General features: G+C 73.1%; 18 protein-coding genes and 1 pseudogene. 13 read left to right on the plus strand and 6 right to left on the minus strand.

Translation table 11 applies throughout. The features are described 5' to 3' along the window. Positions 1 to 101 precede the first annotated feature (101 nt). On the minus strand, positions 102 to 647 hold the full coding sequence (locus ACFV4F_RS17490) for a DinB family protein (RefSeq protein WP_380445063.1): 546 nt from the start codon (positions 645 to 647) through the stop codon (positions 102 to 104). A 101-nt stretch (positions 648 to 748) separates the two neighbouring features. Here ACFV4F_RS17490 and ACFV4F_RS17495 point away from each other — a divergent pair, with 101 nt between their 5' ends. Then, positions 749 to 1717 carry a helix-turn-helix transcriptional regulator gene (locus ACFV4F_RS17495; protein WP_380445062.1) on the plus strand — a complete coding sequence of 323 codons (969 nt, stop codon included), beginning with the start codon at positions 749 to 751 and terminating at the stop codon, positions 1715 to 1717. A gap of 15 nt (positions 1718 to 1732) precedes the next feature. Here ACFV4F_RS17495 and ACFV4F_RS17500 read toward each other — a convergent pair whose 3' ends face one another. Then, positions 1733 to 3070, minus strand: coding sequence for a PLP-dependent aminotransferase family protein (locus tag ACFV4F_RS17500; protein ID WP_380445061.1), 1338 nt, complete (start codon positions 3068 to 3070; stop codon positions 1733 to 1735). 114 nt (positions 3071 to 3184) lie between these two features. Here ACFV4F_RS17500 and ACFV4F_RS17505 point away from each other — a divergent pair, with 114 nt between their 5' ends. The 3 genes from ACFV4F_RS17505 to ACFV4F_RS17515 all read left to right on the plus strand — a co-directional run bounded on the left by ACFV4F_RS17505 (position 3185) and on the right by ACFV4F_RS17515 (position 5739). Continuing rightward, on the plus strand, positions 3185 to 3955 hold the full coding sequence (locus tag ACFV4F_RS17505) for an enoyl-CoA hydratase-related protein (protein ID WP_380445060.1): 771 nt from the start codon (positions 3185 to 3187) through the stop codon (positions 3953 to 3955). A gap of 70 nt (positions 3956 to 4025) precedes the next feature. After that, positions 4026 to 5096: a redoxin domain-containing protein gene (locus ACFV4F_RS17510; protein ID WP_380445059.1), complete on the plus strand. Its 1071-nt coding sequence runs from the start codon at positions 4026 to 4028 to the stop codon at positions 5094 to 5096. 22 nt (positions 5097 to 5118) lie between these two features. Beyond that, positions 5119 to 5739 (plus strand): TetR/AcrR family transcriptional regulator, encoded by a 621-nt coding sequence (locus tag ACFV4F_RS17515; protein ID WP_380445058.1) that lies wholly within the window; start codon positions 5119 to 5121, stop codon positions 5737 to 5739. A 133-nt stretch (positions 5740 to 5872) separates the two neighbouring features. Here the strand turns inward: ACFV4F_RS17515 and ACFV4F_RS17520 are convergent, their stop codons facing one another. Continuing rightward, entirely contained in the window at positions 5873 to 6277 is a 405-nt protein-coding gene (locus tag ACFV4F_RS17520; RefSeq protein WP_380445057.1) for an ASCH domain-containing protein, read from the minus strand. Positions 6278 to 6415: 138 nt separating this feature from the next. After that, a complete protein-coding gene (locus tag ACFV4F_RS17525; RefSeq protein WP_380445056.1) occupies positions 6416 to 7303 on the minus strand; it encodes a LysR family transcriptional regulator in 888 nt (295 codons plus the stop codon). A gap of 201 nt (positions 7304 to 7504) precedes the next feature. On the opposite strand from ACFV4F_RS17525, the pseudogene ACFV4F_RS17530 reads away from it, so the two are divergent. Both ACFV4F_RS17530 and ACFV4F_RS17535 read left to right on the plus strand, forming a co-directional pair. After that, positions 7505 to 8029 (plus strand): annotated as a pseudogene (locus ACFV4F_RS17530) (DUF6817 domain-containing protein); the annotation flags it as partial. A 114-nt stretch (positions 8030 to 8143) separates the two neighbouring features. Then, on the plus strand, positions 8144 to 8998 hold the full coding sequence (locus ACFV4F_RS17535) for a ketopantoate reductase family protein (protein WP_380503336.1): 855 nt from the start codon (positions 8144 to 8146) through the stop codon (positions 8996 to 8998). Positions 8999 to 9251: 253 nt separating this feature from the next. Here the strand turns inward: ACFV4F_RS17535 and ACFV4F_RS17540 are convergent, their stop codons facing one another. After that, positions 9252 to 10985 carry a Shedu anti-phage system protein SduA domain-containing protein gene (locus ACFV4F_RS17540; protein ID WP_380503312.1) on the minus strand — a complete coding sequence of 578 codons (1734 nt, stop codon included), beginning with the start codon at positions 10983 to 10985 and terminating at the stop codon, positions 9252 to 9254. Positions 10986 to 12114: 1129 nt separating this feature from the next. Here ACFV4F_RS17540 and ACFV4F_RS17545 point away from each other — a divergent pair. Continuing rightward, positions 12115 to 13113 (plus strand): helix-turn-helix domain-containing protein, encoded by a 999-nt coding sequence (locus ACFV4F_RS17545; protein ID WP_380503315.1) that lies wholly within the window; start codon positions 12115 to 12117, stop codon positions 13111 to 13113. Between the two features lie 270 nt (positions 13114 to 13383). Here ACFV4F_RS17545 and ACFV4F_RS17550 read toward each other — a convergent pair whose 3' ends face one another. Further along, positions 13384 to 14331, minus strand: a complete 948-nt coding sequence (locus ACFV4F_RS17550; protein ID WP_380503318.1) for a DMT family transporter — start codon at positions 14329 to 14331, stop codon at positions 13384 to 13386. Positions 14332 to 14399: 68 nt separating this feature from the next. Between ACFV4F_RS17550 and ACFV4F_RS17555 the strand changes: the two genes are divergently transcribed. From ACFV4F_RS17555 to ACFV4F_RS17580, 6 genes are all read left to right on the plus strand, one after another. Next, positions 14400 to 15317, plus strand: coding sequence for a LysR family transcriptional regulator (locus ACFV4F_RS17555; RefSeq protein ID WP_380503321.1), 918 nt, complete (start codon positions 14400 to 14402; stop codon positions 15315 to 15317). Positions 15318 to 15439: 122 nt separating this feature from the next. Continuing rightward, a complete protein-coding gene (locus ACFV4F_RS17560) occupies positions 15440 to 15970 on the plus strand; it encodes an SRPBCC family protein (protein WP_380446342.1) in 531 nt (176 codons plus the stop codon). A 61-nt stretch (positions 15971 to 16031) separates the two neighbouring features. Next, positions 16032 to 16760 (plus strand): maleylpyruvate isomerase family mycothiol-dependent enzyme, encoded by a 729-nt coding sequence (locus ACFV4F_RS17565; RefSeq protein WP_380503324.1) that lies wholly within the window; start codon positions 16032 to 16034, stop codon positions 16758 to 16760. A 137-nt stretch (positions 16761 to 16897) separates the two neighbouring features. Beyond that, positions 16898 to 17323 carry a hypothetical protein gene (locus ACFV4F_RS17570; protein WP_380446340.1) on the plus strand — a complete coding sequence of 142 codons (426 nt, stop codon included), beginning with the start codon at positions 16898 to 16900 and terminating at the stop codon, positions 17321 to 17323. Between the two features lie 64 nt (positions 17324 to 17387). Next, complete coding sequence (locus ACFV4F_RS17575; RefSeq protein ID WP_380503327.1) at positions 17388 to 18584, plus strand: sensor histidine kinase; 1197 nt, start codon at positions 17388 to 17390, stop codon at positions 18582 to 18584. Then, positions 18581 to 19189, plus strand: coding sequence for a response regulator (locus ACFV4F_RS17580; protein WP_380503330.1), 609 nt, complete (start codon positions 18581 to 18583; stop codon positions 19187 to 19189). The genes ACFV4F_RS17575 and ACFV4F_RS17580 overlap by 4 nt, the downstream gene beginning before the upstream one ends. The last annotated feature ends 94 nt before the right edge of the window (positions 19190 to 19283 follow it).

The following is a 19283-nucleotide window of genomic DNA, read 5'->3' on the forward strand; positions in this document are numbered from 1 at the left end:
TTGATATATACAACCGCAACACCACCCCCCCCCCGGGGGCCCGCGCGGGCGCCCCGTCGGCGCCGCCCCCGCGCGCCCCGGGCGCGCCCCCCGCCGGACCGTCAGCCCATGCTCTTCGCGCCGTCGATGGCCTCGCGGATGATGTCGGCGTGGCCCGCGTGCTGGGCGGTCTCGGCGATGACGTGGAACAGGACGCGGCGCGCGGACCAGGCCTCGTCCTTGAACCAGGGGGCCTTCGGAAGCGGCTGGATCGCACCCAGGTCGGGCAGGGTGGCGACCAACTCGTCCGTGCGGGCGGCCACTTCCCGGTACGCGGCGAGCATGCCCGCCAGGGTCTCGCCGGGCAGCATGCGGAACTCGTCGGCGCGGCGGGCGTAGTCCTCCGCGGTGAAGGACGAGAAGTCGGGGAACGCGGACGGGCCGTCGACGATGAAGTTCGCCCACAGCTTCTCGACCACCGTCACGTGCTTGATCAGGCCGCCCACGCACAGCTCGCTGACGGTGGTGCGCTCCCCGGCCTGCTCGTCGGTCAGGTCGCGGGCGGTGAAGCTCAGGAAGTGCCGCTGCTTGGCCAGCGCCACGAGGAGGTCGGCGCGCTCGCCGGTGGTGTCGGTGGCCTTGTCGACGGCAGTGGAGGTGGTGGTCATGGTGATCGCCTTCCGTGTTGCTTCCTGCTCCCTCGGACAAGAACCACAGTAGGGACCATTGCGGCCACTTCCTGACCTGAATTGCGCGCAGAATTGGAGCCATGGCGAACACCAGCACCCGCACCCTCCGGCTGCTCTCCCTCCTGCAGACGCACCGCTACTGGCCCGGCGAGGAGCTCGCCGAGCGGCTCGGCGTCTCCGCCCGCACGCTGCGCCGCGACATCGACCGGCTGCGCGAGCTCGGCTACCCCGTCGAGGCGCAGCGCGGGGTCGACGGCGGCTACCAGCTCGCCGCGGGCGCCGCCCTGCCGCCGCTCGTGATCGACGACGAGGAGGCGGTCGCGCTGGCGGTGGGTCTCCAGGCGGCGGCGGAGAGCCCGGTGGAGGGGATCGCCGAGGCGTCGGTGCGGGTGCTGGCGAAGGTGGTGCAGGTGATGCCGGCCCGGCTGCGGCGGCGGGTGGAGGCGCTGCGGGCGATGACGGTGCCGGTCGACTGGGGCGGCCGCCCCGCGGCGGCGGTGGACCCGGACGGGCTGACGGTGGTGGCGCTGGCCTGCCGGGACGCCGAGCGGCTGCGCTTCTCGTACACGGCGGCGGACGGCCGGCGGGCGGACCGGCACGTCGAGCCGCACCGGCTGGTGTGCCTGGACCGCCGCTGGTACCTGGTGGCGTACGACCTCACCCGGCAGGACTGGCGCACCTTCCGGCTCGACCGGCTCACGGCGCCCGAGGGCGGCGGCGGCCGGTTCGCCCCGCGCGAGCTGCCGGCCGCCGACGCCGCCGAGTTCGTCCGGGCGGGCGTCAACGGCCTGGTCCGCCCGTACCGGGTGGAGGCGGTGGTGGCCGCGCCGGCCGGGGGCGTGCGCGAGCGGATCGGCCGGTGGGGCGCGGTCGAGGAGGTGGACGAGGGGCGCTGCCGGATCGTGATGGCCGCCGACGACCTCAACTGGCCGATCATGGCCCTCGGTTCGCTCGGCGCGGAGTTCACCGTCGTCGAGCCGCCCGAACTGGTCGAGCGGCTCGGTGAGTGGTCCTCCCGCTTCGGCCGGGCGGTCCGGGCCTCGCGGTAGTGCCGTGGCCGGGCGTCACGGCGGCGGGATGGACTCGATCGTCCTGCGCAACCGCCCCAGCACGTCGCCGAGTTCGTGCCGTGGCGGGGTCGCCAGGGCGAGGCGGAGGGCGTGCGGCACGTGCGGGCCGGTGGCGAAGGCGTCGGCGGTGGAGACCAGGATGCCCTCCCGGGCGAGCAGGTCGGCCACCTGGTCCGGGCGTTGGTGGGCCTCCAGGGTCAGCCACACCGCGTACGACGACGGGTGTGCGGTGATGTCCATCCCGGCGAGTTCGGCCCGGGCGATGGCCTGGCGGGCGGCGGCGTCCTCGCGGCGGTGGCGTTCCAGGCGGGCGACCGTGCCGTCGGCGATCCAGCCGGTGGCGAGCGCGGTGACCAGGCCCGGGGAGCCCCACGCGGCGGCGCGCAGCGCGGAGGCGGCGGGCCGCAGGAGGTGCTTGGGCACGACGGCGAAGCCGAACCGCAGGCCGGGGGCCACGTTCTTCGACAACCCGGCCACGTAGCAGGTCCGTTCGGGCGCGAGGGCGTGCAGCGGGGGAGGGGGTGCGGGCTCCAGGAACGCGTACGTGCCGTCCTCGACGACCACGAGGTCGCGGGCGGTCGCGATCGCGGCCAGCCGCTCGCGCTGCCGCTGGTCGAGCACCCAGCCGAGCGGGTTGTGGACGGTGGGGATCGTGTAGACCGCGCGGACCCGGCGGGCCCGGCACAGGCGGTCGAGCGCGTCGAGGTCCGGGCCGGCCGGGGTGACCGGGACGGGTGCGAGGTCGAGGCCGTGGGCGGCGGCGAGCAGCTTGATGCCCGGGTAGCCGAGCGCGTCGACGGCCAGGACGTCGCCGGGCCGGGTGAGCGCGCGCAGTACACAGTCCAGCGCCTGCTGGGCGCCACTGGTCAGAAGCACGTTCTCGGGGGTGGTGTCGACACCGCGCCCCAGCAGGTAGGTGGCGACGACCGCCCGGTCGTGCCGGTGCCCGCCAGGCGGGTCCTGGCGCAGCAGGGCCTCGGCGTCGCCGGAGGCGGCGAGGGCGCGCAGCGCGTGGCGGAGGTCGTCGCCCTGGCCGGGGGCGAGCGGCTGGTTGAACGAGAGGTCGGCGAGGCGCGGCACCGGGAGCGTGCGCGAGGGTTCGACGCCGTCGTAGCCGCTGCGGACCCGGACGAACGTGCCGCGGCCCTGTTCGCCCACCACCAGCCCGGCGGCGGCGAGTTCGGCGTAGACGCGGGTCGCGGTGGCGAGGGCGACGCGGCGCTCGCGGGCGAGTTCCCGGTGGGTGGGCAGGCGGGTGCCGGGCGGGAGCGCGCCGGAGCGGATCGCGGCGGCGTACTCGTCGACGACGGCCTTGTAGGCGGGCGGTCGCATGGGCCTGTGCCTCCCGTGGGTACCCAGGTGTATCCAGGACAATGAGTGGATTGTCCTGCACGGCGCTCCCTAGCCTCGGTCCCGACCGCAGCCAGGCGCAAGGGAGCAGCCGCAATGACCGTCCGCACCGTCCGGGTGGCCCGTGACGCGCACGTCGTGACCCTCACCATCGACCGCGAGGCCAAGCTCAACGCCCTCGACTACCCGACGATCGACGCGCTGCTCGACGAACTCGCGCGGATCGACGCCGACGACACCGTCCGGGCCGTGATCCTCACCGGCGCCGGGACGCGCGCCTTCAGCGCGGGCGCCGACATCCCGTCGCTGGCCGGCAGCATCGCCGGCGGGACGGAACGGGCGCTGCGCGAGGTCGTGCGGCGCGGGCACGCGCTGACCCGGCGGATCGAGGAGTTCCCGAAGCCGATCGTCGTGGCCGTCAACGGGCTGGCGTACGGCGGGGGCTGCGAGATCACGGAGGCGGCGCCGCTGGCGATCGCGGCCGGGCACGCGACCTTCGCCAAGCCGGAGATCACGCTGGGCTTCCCGCCGCCCTTCGGCGGCTCGCAGCGGCTGCCGCGGCACGTCGGGCGCAAGCGCGCCCTGGAGATGATCCTCACCGGGGACCCGGTCCCGGCGGCGCGGGCGGCCGAGCTGGGGATCGTGAACGCGGTCGTGCCGGCGGAGGAGTTGATGGACGCGGCCCGGCACCTGGTCGACCGGATCGTCCGGCACGCGCCGACGGCGGTCGCCGCCTGCCTGCGGGCCGTCACGCGCGGGATCAACCTGCCGATCGACGAGGGACTGGCCGTCGAGGCGGCCTGGTTCGCCGCGACGGTGCCGACCGACGGGGTCCGGGACGGGCTGAAGCGTTTCCTGGACCGCTGAGGGGTTGCGGTCCCCGAAATAACGCCGTTATTCTCAAGTAACGGCGTTATTTCGATCGAGGAGGCGTGCGATGAGCGGCACCGTCGAGCTGACGATCCTGGACGACCACACCGAGACCCGCGTCGCGGCCGACCTGCGCCCCGCGCCGGACGGCGCGGACCCGCACGTCTGGCTCGCCCACGCGGACGTCGAACGCGCGCTGGGCTTCACCCGCAAACCGCAGGGCTGGTGCCGCGGCGACGTCTGCGTCCCGGCGGCGGCCGTCGCCCGGTTCGAGGACGCCGGCCGCCTCGACCTCACCGCCTTCGCCGCCCTGCTCGGCCGCCCGGTGGCCGCCGAGCCCGCCGCCGGCGTCCTCGCCCTCGGCGCCTCCGCCGCCGACCGCTCCGCCGCCCTGGCCGCCGGCGAGGCGCCCGACTTCTCGCTCCCGGACGTCCACGGCACCCGGCACGCGCTGAGCGACCTGCGCGGGCGCAAGGTCGCGCTGGTCTTCTGGGCCTCCTGGTGCGGCTGCCGCTACGACCTGCCCACGTGGGAGCGCCTGCACGCCGAACTCGCCGCCGACGGCTTCTCCGTGCTGAGCGTCGCCGTCGACCGCAGGACCGAGGACGCCGCGCCCTGGATCGCCGAGGCCGCGCCGACCCACCCGGCGCTGATCGACGTCGACGGCCGGGTCGCCGACCTCTACCAGCTGCTCAACGTCCCCACCGCGGTCTGGATCGACGAGGACGGCCGCATCGTCCGGCCCAACGACACCCAGTTCGCGACCGACCTCTTCCGCTCGATGAGCGGCCTCGACTCCGGCCTGACGCTCGACGCGCTGCGCCGCTGGGCGGCCACCGGCGACCCGGGCGTCGACCCCGCCGCCGTCGCCGCACTGACCGAGCCGGGCACCCCCGCGCGCCAGCGCGCCCGCACCGAGGCCGCACTCGCCCTGTGGCTGCTGCGCCACGGCCACCCGGGCGCCGCCGAACGGCACTTCGCGACGGCCGCCGACCTCGCCCCGGAGGACGTCACCACGTGGCGCAGCGCGATGCCGCTGCTCGGCGTCGACCCGATGGGCGACGAGTACTTCGCCCGCCGGGCCGCGCTGGAGGAGGCGGGCGTGCCGATCTACCGCCCGCTGCCGGAGCGCGGTTAGGGCGTACGGGAGAATCGTCCGCATGCCCGCCAAATCACCCACCGGCGCCTTCGCCCGGGCCCAGGCCCTGGGCGAGGCCGCGCTGCGCACCGCCCTGCTGGACATCGCCGCCGGCCTGCTCGCCGCCGAGGGCCCGGCCGCGCTGAGCATGCGCCGCGTCGCCGCCGCCGCGGACTGCTCGACCACCGTCCTGTACCGGCACTTCGGGGCCAAGGACGGCATCACGCGGGAGCTCTACCTGGAGGGCTTCGCCCGGCTGCGCCGCCGCCTGGACGCGGTGCCCCGCGGCGACGACCCGGCCGCGCACCTGGCCGCCCTCGGCCGCGCCTACCGGGCCAACGCGCTGGAGGAGCCCAACTTCTACGGCGTCATGCACGGCGAGGGCGTGCCCGGCTTCGTCCCGGACGACGAGTGCAGGACGGCCGCCGCGACGAGCCTCGACGTGCTGCGGGAGGCGGCGCGGGCGTGCGTCGAGGCGGGCGTGCTGCGGGCGGACGCGGACGTGGACGAGGTGACGGACACGCTGTGGGCGGCCGCGCACGGCGTGATCAGCCTGGAACGCGGCGGCCACTTCCCGGGTGCCCTCGGCGAGCAGCGCTTCCGGACGCTGACGCGGGCGGCGGTGGGGGCGTTCCTGCCGTAGGGCGGTGGCGGCGTGGGGCGGTGGCGGCGTGTTGGCGGTGTGGGGCGTTGCCGACGTGGACGTTGGCGGTGTGGGCGCTGGCCTCCTTCGCCTGAGCGCAGCTGCCGGTCCGGGGCCCCGCGCCCGGGGCGGATCAGTCCTCGGCGACGAGGCGGAAGGCCAGGCAGACGACGGGAGTGCGGTCCTCCACCGCGGTGCCGAGGCGGTCCCAGTACCGCCGGTGCCCGGCGCGCCACTCCTCCAGTGAGGTGAAGCCCTCTCCCTCGGCCTGCGCGTGTCCCCAGGTCACCTCGCCGAAGGGCTTCACCTCCACGCCCGTGATCTCGATGGCGGCGACGAACCGTCCCTGGTCGTCCACCAGCGCCAGGCGTTCGCCGGGGTACTCCAGGCCCTCGGTTTCCTTGGCGTAGTCGTCCAGCAGGCCGGTGGTGGCGGTCTTGTGCCCGGCCAGCGCCAGGGAGTTCAGCTCCGCCCGCATCCCGTCCGGAGTGCCGAGCTCCATCGACCGCATGCCGTTGACCCTGGGCCACATCTGCATCACCTCTCCCGGGCGCCCGCCCTCGGGCGGATCGTTCCCACTTCTAGCAGATCCGCTTGCCGCCCGGACGGGTATCCGCGGCAGACCGCCGCCGGGTCTGCCCGGTCCGCCGGTCCGCCCGGCCCGCGCGGCGCGCGCTCACGTCCCGCAGTGCTCGGCGACGGTGTCCGCGAAGGCGCGGGCCGGCGGCGAGAGGGTGTCCCAGCGGCGGACGGCCCAGCCGGCGGTGAGCGCGGGGAGGGCCGGCAGCGGGATCAGCCGCAGGCCGGGGTGGCCCGGGCCCTGCCACTCGGGGAGGGCGGGCACGACGGCCTGGCCGAGGCCGAGCTCGGCCAGCAGGATCGCGGTGTCCCAGTCCGCGACGCTGGTGTCGAAGACCGGCCGGATGCCCGATCCGGCGAGCCAGGAGTCGAGCTGGGAACGCGAGACGGAGTTCTGCGGCAGCCCGATGAGGCGGGCGTCCTGGAGGTCGACCGGGTCGACGTGGGTGCGGCCGGCGAGCGGGTCCCCGGCGGCGACGGCGAGCACCCAGGGCATTTCGACGACCGGCCGCTGCTCGATCCCGCGCGCGGGCGCACCGAGCGAGATCCAGGCGAGGTCGACGCGGCCCGCGGCGAGCGCCTCGAAGCAGCTGCGGCTGGACACCTCCGTCTGGAACTCCAGGCTCACCCCCGGGAAGCGGCGGCGGAAGTCGACGACGGCCGCGGACATGAAGTGCCGGATGCTGGTGGCGCCGGTCGTGATCCGCACCGATCCGCCCTCCCCGCGGGCGAGTTCGTCGATGCCGCGCAACGCGTGCTCGATGCCGCCGAGGCTGTCGACGGCCGCCGCGCGCAGCAGCTGCCCGGCCTTCGTCGGCACGACGCCGCGCGGGTGGCGTTCGAGCAGGACGACGCCCAGCTCCCGTTCGAGCCGCTTCACGTGCTGGCTGACGGCGGACTGCGTGCAGGACAGCCGGCGGGCGACGGCGCTGAGCGAGCCGGCCCGGCACACCGCGGCGAAGACGCGGAGATCGTCGAGGGTCACGGCGGCCACCGTACGTCGTTGCGGACCCAAGCTTTCCCTTGGGGGTTCCCCAGTGAATCCGTGGATTGACTTGGATGTCCGCGCGGCTCGATCATCGCTGCAGGGCCCAGGGCGGCAACCCGCCCGCTGTCCTCGCGCGTTCCGGACGCAAGGCGGGGCACGGCGGGTGCCGACCCACAATCCCCCGAGAGGAACACCGAGTTGACGATCGACCATGCCGTCTCCTTCCTGCGCTCGCTCGGCGCGGCCGAAGTACCGCACCCAGGCGGCACCCTGCTCGCCCACCTGGAACGCGTCCGCCTCCGGCTCGCCGACTGGGGCGCCCGCCCGGACCTCCAGCTCGCCGGGCTCTGCCACGCCGCCTACGGGACGGACGGCTTCCCCACCGCCCTCCTGCCGCTCGACCGCCGCTCCGACCTGGCCGCCGTGATCGGCCCCGGGGCCGAGCGGATCGTCCACCGGTACGCGAGCTGCGACCGCCGCGCCACCTACCCCGGACTGCCCGGCCCGGACGCCGCCTTCCACGACCGCTTCACCGGCCGCGCGCTCACCCCGGACCCGTCCGAGCTGCGCGACTTCGCCGAGCTGACCGCCGCCAACGAGCTCGACCTCGCCCGGACCGACCCGGCCTTCCGCGAGCGGTGGGGCGCGGACCTGCTCGCCCTGTTCACCCGGCTGCGGCCGCTCCTGAGTCCGGCCGCGTGGGCGGACTGCCGGACCGTCCTCGGCCCCGAAGCCGCGCCCGGCCCCGGCGCAGCGGCCGCCACCGCGCGCACCCCCGCCCCGGCTCCCGCGACCGCCGCTCCCTCCGGTCCCGACGGCCCCCGCCGGACGGTCGCCGTGCTCGGCCCCGGCGGGGTCGGCGGGCTGCTCGCCGCGCTGCTCGCGCGGGCCGGGCACCGGGTGATCTGCCTCGCCGGGGAGGCGACCGCCGAGGTGCTGCGCCGGGACGGGATCCGGGTGCGCAGCGCCCAGTTCGGCGAGTTCACCGCACCCGTGGAGGCGGACACCGCGCTGCGCGAGTCCGTCGACCTGTGCCTGGTGACCGTCAAGCACACCCACCTGGCGGAGGCGCTGGAGCGGGTGCCGCCCGCCCTCGTCGCCGACGGACTGGTGGTGCCGCTGCTCAACGGCATCGAGCATCCGGCGCGGCTGCGCGCGCGGTTCGGGGCGGAGCGGGTCGTCGGGGCCGTCGTCCGGGTCGAGTCGGCCCGGGTGGCGCCGGGCGTGGTCGAGCACGGCAGCCCGTTCACCGAGATCGACCTCGCCGGTCCGGCCGACCGGCTCGACGCGGTGGCGCGGCTGCTCGACGGCGCGGGCGTGCGCACCCGGGTGAGCGAGGACGAACCGGCCGTGCTGTGGGCCAAGTTCGCGTTCCTCGCGCCGTTCGCGCTGCTCACCACCCGGTACGGGAGCCCGATCGGGAGCGTCCGCACCGATCACCGCGCCGAGCTGGAGGCCCTCGTGGCGGAGGCCGCCGCCGTCGCCCGCGCGTGCGGGGCCCCGGCGGATCCGGCGAAGTCGCTGGCGCTCTACGACGCGTTCCCGCCCACCGCGAAGTCCTCCATGCAACGCGACGCCGAGGCTGGCCGCCCCCTGGAGCTCGACGCCATCGGCGGAGCCCTCCTCCGCGCCGCCGCCCGCCACGCCGTCCCCGTCCCGCTCGCCACCCGCCTGGTCGCCGAGCTGGGGTGAGACCCTGGCACCCGTAGGTTGGAATGCATGCTGCGGGTACCCACTCCCGACTTCGAATCTCCTATCCTCGCCTCGGCAGACGTAGGGCCCGACCGAAACCTTGATCGGGCCCTATGACGTTTTCGCCGCCTGTTTGCTTAAGCGTGCGCAGCCTTTGAAGCGAGATAGCGCCCGGCGCAACCTCAAGCCGACGGCAAACCGTTGGGCGGAACCGTTCGAAAGGCGCCGGCCTAGTTCGAGTTCACTGCAAGTCCTACCGCTCAGAAGTAGGCGGCTCCGTCAGGTCGAGAGTGCGCTGCGCAGCGTCGATGAGCTGGTCATAGGTGACGACCGTGATCCGGGTCATGTTGCTGTTGTAAGTCCTGATCGTCTCGGCGACCTCCGCTGCAGTGATCCTTCCTGCAACGAACGACGTATGCCCGATAACGATGGTCATCGTGGCACGGCGGCAGTCGATGCTGAAGTCGGCCAAGATCTGATGCCGATGCTCGTCGAGGCTGCGCAGGTAGTTCAGCGCCTGCCCCATCGCATCATTGATGTCGGCGCCTACAGTGAGGTGGTTGCGGTGCCTCTTGATGAGGCTACTGATCTTGGCTTTCTTGATCTCTACACCGTGCAGAGACCCATCTGGCCGGATCAGAGATAGGTCGAGCTGATCCTGTGCGGTCAGGTCCCGTCGAGCGGAGCCGGAGAGGAAGTCCCCGCCGAAGACCCAAGTCATTCGCTGCAGACACTTCTGGAGATCACTCTCCGTGCTGTCCGGGTTCTCTGCCACGGCCCGCAACGCAGCGAGATCGGTCCGTCTCCTCGCATGCTGCACAAGAGTTGCAAACGCCTGGGCCTCGTCGATCTCACCGATCGCCTGAGCGGCCTCAGGATCGTGCTCCAGCAGGCTCAGCAGCCTCCTGATGGTGTCTGCTCCCGTAGAGCCGCCCGATCCGCAGCCTGCCTCTGAGGCGGCTCCCTCTACTGGCGGCTCATAGCCCCTGTGTCCGGGAGCCGCATCGCACCTATCGTCGGTGCTAGCCAACCGAAGGCTCAGAGTGATCCGGGGAGCCCCGTCAAAGGGATCCGGTCCGTCGGCGAACGGTCGGACGCCGTTCAGCTGACGCAGTCGCAAAACTGGCACCTGCCGCACCTGGACGAATTCCATGCTTCCAAAGTTGCTGACTTTTGGCTCGCCGGTCTCAATCCACCGGGCAACTGGAAGGTCCTCGATGATGGCGAACTCGCCGAAGTAGAAGCACTCGCCACGTCGCACCTCGAAGACGCGCAACGGCAGTCCGCGCCGGAGATGGCTTAGCACCCCGAGATTCTCCATGGAGAGATGATCACCGAGTTGAACCTGCCCGGCCGCGAGCAGCACATCGCCGCTCAGACGTGGAGTCAACTCCGCAACGGCGGATGCTTGGTTCAGGAAGAGAAATACATTCCGTGTCTTCGCGCTGGGGCCGGCTGCGACCCGCGAGTTCCCGCCGTAAACATCGTGCAGTTGTGTACGGCTGACCACAGCCCCTGGGGTAATGTTCCACGCCGAAAGCCAGTCGGCTGGCGGCTGCGGACGCTCGATCCATCGAGTCAGCGCCTCCCATTGTGCGTCCGTCAAGGAGATTGCCGTCAGGTCACGCCCCGCTACCCGGACGATCTGCCCCAGCTTGGGAACACCCCACAGGTCAGCCGAGAGCGGTGAGGCCGGAAACGGCCTGTCGAAGTCCACGCGTACCCTGCACCGAGCCGGACGAGGTGCGGCTTCCTCACCGTCCTGCTGGCCCAGAATCATCGACCGGAGAGACACAGGCGATCCGATGACGGCCGTCTCGACGATCCGCCCGAGCGCGACGGCCCCGCCGCCACGTCCGCGGCGCCACAGCAGGACAGAGTCACCCACATGGGCAGACGCGTCCGCGACCGCGAAGTGCCCGTTCTCCCACTCCTCAATCCGGGGAGTCGAGCTGGACGCCGATCCCCTCTCCTGCGTCAGCAGCAACCACCGCTTCACCTAAGCTCCTCTCCGTGCGATCGGAGGGTTCTTCGACCCGGCCACCATCATCGTGTGCGGGACTGACACATGCTCCGCTCCCTCGGCAAAGGCTGATCGGCGCAGCACCTTTGGCCATCCAGCTGTCCGTGCAGTTGCAGGGACATCAGTGCACCGGTCACGGTCCTGGTCTCGTTCACACTCGTATAGCAGGGATCGGGGGCCGCTCACCACCCTCTCCGGCCCGCGTGGTCAGTACAGCTGCGAACTCCGGCAACGGCGTTCGGGAGAATGCAGGCCGGCGCCGGGACCGCTGGTGCCCCCGGCCGCCGACGCTGATCACCGAAGGGCGTGGCTCAGGCTGTGCGAGGGGCGATTGGCCGGCCGCCGTGAAGGAGTTTGCGGGCGTGGGGTTGCGGGGGTGTGCTGGGTCGTGGAGAGCGGGGTACGGAAGCGGTCGTCGGCGCGGCCGGACTGGACGTGGGGGAAGTCGTCCAGGGCGAGGTTCCAGCTCTGGGCGGCTTCCTCCAGCCGGCCGCCTTCGAGCTGCCGTTAGGCGAGCATGGCGCGGTGGCGGATGCGGGCCCGGTGGTAGACGGCCGGGCGGGCCGTCTCGGAGTACTGGAGCGCGCGAATCGCTCTTTCGCGGCCGCCAAGTTCGTAGTTGATCTGGGCGACGTGGCAGGAGAGCGAGGCGGGGTCGCAGGAATCGTGGGCCTTGACCCCGCCCGCGTTCGAATCTCGTGTCCTGCGAAGGCCCGGATAGCATCGCGCAATCTGGGCCGCCACCGTTTCCGGCTCGACTGGCCCTTGCACTTCGCTGCGACCGAATCACCGCCACGGATCGGTTTCGGTTACCGGTGCAGCGCGAGGAAACCCGTGAGGGCTCCGGTGAGTGAGCACAGGGTGACGATCAAACGGGTCGAGCAGCGTTGAGCAGTCAGTCTGAGGCCGCCGATGCGGATGTCGACGAACGGGCGTGCGGTGTGCGATCGAGGCATGCAAGTCTCCGAGTGGTTCCTGTTTCGATATGGTCCGATCACAGCAAGTAAGGTGCTGGTTGCGCCAGTTGGCAACGCCACCTTGCGCTGGTGGATCGCACCTTGCGGGTAACAGCAACCAGAATGGTGAGGTTGGAATGGAGCGTCAGCCAGCAGAGTCGCAGCGTGGGCTGATCCCACTCGGGCACCAGCTGACACCTTCCAGACGGGAGTTGGCCGACCATCTGCGGTGTCTCCGAAGCCGGACCGGTCTCTCGTCTGCGAAGCTTGCGGACAGGCTGGGCATGGGCGGCCTGCGCGTGGACCGGACACGGCTGTCCAAGTTCCTGAACGGTCGCGAACTTCCGCGCCCAGAGCTGGCCTTTGCGCTGCATCAGGTCGTTGCGCAATGCGAGGGTACAAGCCCTCGGCCCGAGGACGTGGCTAGAACACGCTCGCTGATTTACGCGGCCCGGGATCAATGGCCGATCCCGGAGCCTACGTTGTCTGCTGAACTTGATGAAGCACGCGAGCAGACTCGCGAGCTTCGTCAGGCGTTGGAAGGAGAACGAGAGCACCTGGTCCAGGTCGAGACGGAGCTCCATGCTCTTCGTGAAAAGCGTCGGGCAGACCTGCAGCACATTTCCGAACTTGAGAAGCAGGTCTATGAGGTTCGGTCAGAAAGCTCGGTGCAGCAGCTGGATTACGCTCTTTGGGAGCACAGTAGACAGGCAGTGGCGCAGAAGGCCGCTCTCAACTTTCATGAGCAGCTCGAAGAACTCCGAGCCACGTACCAGGAAATGGCCGATGCAGGGCGTTGGGGTGATGGACCGGCCGAGATTGCAGCAGTAAATGCGGTGCAACCGACTGTCGCCCAGTTCACGAGTCGGTTCTTTGCGGTCTTCAATCGGGGAGTCGCAGCAACACCGGAGCCCCAACGGGGCTGGCTCGAATCCCTGATGGACGGGATGGTTAGGCTGTGCTGGGTCCGGGCGGGCGACACCGACGACCCTGAGCGCGAAACGTTCAGGCCGACCACCATCACCAAGCGCGTTGATGGTGAACTTCGCTGGGTGGAGTGGGCCCAGGACGTGCTGCTAATGGTGGTAACGGGCTCGACCGAGGTGCCCCGCGAACCAGAACAGCCGCTCGGGTAGGGCTGTTGGCAGCGGATGCCGGCATGACATGGAGGTAGGCGTCGACTGAGGCAGCCACTGCTCCCACGACAGGACCCCTTTGGCCGTCCCGGACGGGCGGGCGAACGCCTGGAAGGCGTGTGAGGGGATGAGTTGGTATCTCGTGTCCTCGGACTCTTCCCGAGGGCGAGAGATGGCCCGGACCGCCGAGTGGTCCGGGCCACCATCTTGGGATCTTGGTCCTGCTCTCAGTTGCCAGTGTTGGCTCGATCGTCGGATGGTGTCGGTGTCTCATGGTCTCGGCCGAGGTCCGGTGCGGACGGCGCCCGCGCTCGCGGCCATCACCAGGGCGACCGCCGCGCACTGCGACGCCGACAGGGTCTGCCCCAGCACCAGGAAGCCGGCCAGGGCGCCGACCGCCGGGGCGAGGCTCATCAGCACCGCGAAGGTCGCCGCCGGCAGGCGCCGCAGGGCGAGCACCTCCAGGGCGTACGGCAGGCCGGAGGAGAGCAGTGCGACGGCCAGCCCGAGCGCCAGCACCGCGGGGTCGAGCAGGGCGGTGCCCGCGGCGGCGATCCCCAGCGGCAGGCTCATCAGCGCCGCCACGGCCATCGCCACCACGAGCCCGTCCAGGCGCGGGAAGCGGGCCCCGGAGCGGGAGTTGAGGACGATGTACGCCGCCCACAGGGCGCCGGCGGCGAGCGCGAACCCGGCGCCCGTCAGGTCGAGCCGCTCGAAGCCGTCCCGGCCGAGCAGGAAGACGCCCGCGAGCGCGAGCGCCGCCCACACCAGGCTCACCGCCCGGCGGGCGGCGACCACCGACAGCACGAGCGGGCCGAGCACCTCCAGCGTCACGGCGGGGCCCAGCGGGATCCGGTCGATCGCCTGGTAGAAGAGGATGTTCATGCCGCCGAGCGCCACCCCGAAGGCCCCGGCGACGGCCCAGTCCCCGCGGCTGTGGCCGCGCAGCCGGGGCCGGCAGACGGCCAGCAGCAGCACGGCCGCGATCGTCACCCGCAGAGCGACCGTCCCGAACGGCCCGACGCGCGGGAACAGCAGGGCGGCGACGGCCGAGCCGAACTGCACCGACAGCGTGCCGCCCAGCACCAGCCCGATCCCGCCGAGGCCGCTCCGGGACGGCGCGACGGGCCGTCCCGCCGGGTGGGGCGCCGGATGGGACGCCGCGCGGGGCGCGGCGGCCGCCGCCGTCCGGGACATCCCGGACATCGTGTTCGTCATGCCCCCACGGTAGGGATTCGTTCGTGCCCCGGGAAATGCCGAATGGCAAGCCGTTATGCTTCCGAAGCATGACCATCGAGCTGCGCCACCTGCGGGCCTTCCTCGCCATCGTCGAGGAGGGCACGATCACCCGCGCCGCCACCCGCCTCCACACCGGCCAGCCCGCGCTCTCCCGGACCCTGCGCCAGCTGGAGGACCACCTCGGCGTCCGCCTGATCGACCGCTCCACCCACCACCTGGAGCTCACCGCCGCCGGCCGCACCTTCCGCGACCGCGCCGCCGCCGCGCTCGCCGCCGTGGACAGCGCCCTCGACCCCCGCACGCTCGCCTCCCCGCCGCTGCGCCTCGGCCACCCCTGGGCCGCCCTCGGCGACCACACCATCCCGCTGCTGCGCCGCTGGGACGACGAGCACCCCGACGTGCCGCTCGAACTGCGCCGCATCGACGACCGCACGGCCGGCCTCACCCAGGGCCGGGTCGACATCGCCCTGCTGCGCGGCGAGGTCACGGCGCCTGGTCTCGTCACCGAGCTGCTGCTGGACGAGGAGCGGGTGGCGGTGGTGCCCGCCGCGAGCGACCTCGCCGACCGCGAGGTCCTCACCCTCGCGGACCTCGCGGCGTGGCCGGTCGCCCTCAACACGGTCGCCGGCACCACGACCCTCGACCTGTGGCCGGCCGGCCACCGCCCCACGGCGACGATCGAGGTCGCCAACACCGACGAGTGGCTGACCGCCATCGCGGCCGGCCGGGCCGTCGGCATCTCGACGGCCGCGACGCCCCGGCTGCACAAGCACCCCGCGATCGCCTACCGCCCGCTCGCCGACGCCCCGCCCGTCCCGCTGTTCCTGGCCTGGCGCCGGGGCGTCCCGGCACACCCGGCCATCCCGGACCTGGTCCGGCTGGCCCGCGCCGTGGTGACCGGGAACCGACGGTCTGCGAACGGATTGTCCGTCGGGCGGGGCGGCCGAACGTCGAGGGTCCGGTGAGCGGGCCGAGGAGATCGCCGGGGATTCGTCCGGCACCTGTCGAGGTCCATGACAACTCGCTAACATCACGGACGGTCACCACCCGGGAACCGTGAAGGTCCCGGCGACGGAGGGGAAGCGCCATGCGATACGCGGACGGACCGCGGACGTACTGCGAGGTGCACATCAAGGCCACGGTCGAGGAGGTCTGGTCGCTGATCACCGACATCGCCCTGCCCGCCCGGCTCAGCCCCGAACTCCGGGGCGTCGCCTGGCTCGACGGCGCGGACGGGCCCGCGGTCGGGGCCCGCTTCGAGGGGCACAACGAGAACGAGCGGCTGGGCAACTGGCGGACGGTCTCCCACGTGACCGAGCTGACCGACCGGGAGGTGTTCGCATGGATCGTCACCGACGCGGACGGCCGGTTCGGCCGCCCCTCGGTGGACCCGGCGGCCTCCCTCGCCTCCTGGCGCTACGAGCTCACACCGGAGGACGGCGGCACCCGGCTGCGCCACTCGGTGCTGATCGGCCCCGGCCGCAACGGCGTGACGGCCGCCATCGACCGCTGGCCGGACCGCGAGGAGCAGATCATCGAGGTCCGCCTCGGTGAACTGCGCACCGGCATGACGGCCACCCTCGACGGCATCAAGACCCTGGCGGAACAGGGAAGTTAGCCGCCCAGTAGCAAAGCTGCACCCGGAACGACCGTACAGAGCAAGGAAGTCGGGCACCACCGTGGAAGACCGCACCGCACTCCCCGACGCCGTCCGCGCGTCCGCCGCCCGGTTCGCCGCCTCCGTCTCGGCCCTGACCGAGGCGGAGGCGCGCGGGCCCTCGGCGCTGCCCGGCTGGAGCCGGGCGCACGTCGTCACCCACGTCGCCCGCAGCGCCGACGTCTACACCTGGCTGCTCGTCCTGGCCCGCACCGGAGTCGAGCCCGGCCCCAGGGCGGACGGCGCCACCCTGGAGCGCCTGCTGCACGAGGGCGCCCGGCGGGACGTCCCCGCCCTCGCCGCCGACCTGCGCGCGAGCCTCGACCGGCTGCTCGACGAGGTGTCGGCGATGCCCGCCGAGCGCTGGTCCGTCCTCGTCTCGGCCCTCGCGGGCTGGAAGCACCCGGCCTGGTACACCCTCCACCGCGCGCGGCGCGAACTGGAGGTCCACCACACCGACCTGGCCCTCGGTCACACTCCGGCCGCGTGGCCGGCCGGTTTCGTCGCGGCGGCCCTGGCGGAGACCGCCGCCGCACTCGCCGAACGAGGATTCCCGGTCGGCCGGTTCGAGGCCGTCGACCTCGGCCGCTCCTGGACCGTCGCCCCGGCTGGCCCGACCGCGGCCGGCCCGACCGCGGCCGGCCCCGGCCACGCGCTGCTCGCCTGGCTCGCGGGCCGCGGCCCGGCGCCGGACGCGGGGCTGCCGGTCCCGCCGCCGTGGCCGCAGCCGCCGGTGCCGGGCTGGGGGTGAGCCGAACCGGGCGGTGCCGGGCCGGGGGCGGGCCGAGCCGGCCGATGCCGGCCCGGGGGGGTGCTGACATTTGTCACGGCCCATCCGTGTGCGAGCACACTGCCCCGCGCGGGGTGCCCCCGGCCAGCATGAATGCCATGACCTCGACCGATCTGAACCACCCCGAGACCCTCCGGGCCTTCCGCACCATCCGCCGCCTCCTGGGCGCCTACCTGGGGATCAGCCTCGTCACGATGGCCGCGATCGTCGCGCTCGCCGGCCACCCCGACCTCGTCAACGTCGCCGTCTGGATCCGCGGCAGCGCCGTCGCGGCCAGCTCGGTGATCACGCTCGTCCTGGCCGTCAAGGCGGCCGGGGGCTCCACCGGGGCGTTCCGCCGGCTGCGGATCATCTCGACCGCGATGCTCGTCGCGATCGTCGTGATCATCGCCCTGCCGGGTACCTTCCCGTTCTGGATGAAGGCCGAGCAGGCGCTGTGCGGCGCCCTGCTGCTGGGGGTGGCCGTGATCCTCAACGGACGCCACCTGCGTACGCTCTTCACGGCGGCCGCCCCGCAGAGCTGAGCTCCGACCCGGCGGACCGAGCCCCGGCCCGCGAGCCGGACCCCGACCGACGGAAGGAACACCCGTGACCGACGAAGGCCCCGACCCGGGATCGCACCCGTGGGCGTACGGCTGGCGGCGCGTCATGCTGGCCACCGGGATGCTCGTCTACCCGGCCCTCACCGCCCTGGGCGTGTCCCACACCGTCGCCGGGGCGCGGGCCGTCGCCGGGTACGCGGTCGTCGCGGCCTTCACGGTCTGCTACGCGGCCGGCGGCATCGCGTTCGCCCGGGGCCGGCGGCGGCAGGCCGAGCTCCTGACGGCCGGGCAGGCGGCGCTGTTCGCGGCGGCCCTGCCCTTCGCCCACGCCGACGCCTTCTTCCTGGGCACCGGCGTGGTCTCGTTCGTCGCCGTGCTGTTCCCCGCCCGGGCCACCGCGGCCGTGGTGGCCGGCACGGTGGGCGCCCTCGTCCTGCCGTGGGCGGTGCGCCCCTGGCACAGCGGGCCCGGCTGGTTCCAGGCGCTGGCCCTGCTCTTCAGCTCGCTGACCGTGCGCGGGTTCTCCGAGATCGCCACCACCAACCAGGAACTGGTCGCCGCCCGGGCCGAGGTGGCGCGCCTGGCCTCGGAGGCCGAGCGCAACCGGATCGCCCGGGACCTGCACGACCTGCTCGGGCACTCGCTCACCGCGATCACCGTCAAGTCCCGGCTGGCGCAGCGGCTCGCCGCCAAGGACCTCGCCCTCGCGGTCGAGGAGATGGCCGCCGTGGAGGACCTCTCCCGGCAGGCGCTCGCCGACGTGCGGGCGGCCGTCTCCGGCTACCGCGAGGTGACGCTGGCCGCCGAACTCGCGCGCGGCCGCGAGCTGTTGCGGGCCGCCGGAGTGGTCGCCGACCTGCCGGGCGCCACCGACGCGGTGGCCCCCGCGCACCGGGAGCTGTTCGGCTGGGTCGTCCGGGAGGGCCTGACCAACGTCGTCCGGCACGCCCGCGCGGCCCGCTGCACGGTGCTGCTCACCGGCACCTCGGTGGAGATCCGCGACGACGGGCCGGGCAAGGACTCCGCCGTCGGCGACGGCAAGGGGCTCGCGGGCCTGCGCGAACGGGTCGCGGCGGCGGACGGTAACGTCGAGGCCGGCCCGCTGGGCCCGCGCGGGTGGCGGCTGCGGGTCACCGTCCCCGCGCTCCCCGGCCGGCCGCACGCACCCGTCCGGGAAGGCCGGCCAGTCCGGGAAGGTCGGCAAGCCCGGGAAGGCCGGGAAGTCCGGGAAGGAAGCCCATGACGATCCGTCTCCTGCTCGCGGAGGACCAGGAGCTGGTCCGTACCGCCCTGCGCACGCTGCTCGACCTGGAGGACGACTTCACCGTCGTCGCCGTCGTCGGCCGCGGCGACCAGGTCGTGGACGCGGCCCGCGAGCACCGGCCCGACGTGGCCCTGCTGGACATCGAGATGCCCGGACTGGACGGCCTCGCCGCCGCCGCGGTCCTCGCCCAGCAGGTGCCGGACTGCCGGGTGGTGATCCTCACGACGTTCGGTCGGGCCGGCTACCTGCGGCGCGCGATGGAGGCCGGCGCCGTCGGCTTCGTCGTCAAGGACGCGCCGGCCGAGGTGCTGGCCGACGCGATCCGCCGGGTCGACGCGGGGGAGCGGGTCGTGGACCCGGAGCTCGCCGCCGCGACCCTCGCCGCGGGCGCCTCCCCGCTCACCGCGCGCGAGCGCGACGTCCTGAACGCCTGCCGCTCGGGCGCGGACGTGGCCGAGATAGCCGCCAAGCTGTACCTATCGGAGGGGACGGTCCGCAACTACTTCTCCTCCGCGATCGCCAAGACCGCCAGCCGCAACCGGCTGGAGGCGCTGCGGGTGGCGGACGAGCGCGGCTGGCTCTGAGAGGGTGTTCGATAGGGGAATCCCCCCAACTGTCCGGCTTTCGCGGGCTCGGCACGGACGCTGTTCCAGGATCCTGTAGCGGCCGGGCCCGTGT

The sequence above is a fragment of the Kitasatospora sp. NPDC059722 genome, assembly GCF_042733235.1.
GTDB lineage: Bacteria > Actinomycetota > Actinomycetes > Streptomycetales > Streptomycetaceae > Kitasatospora.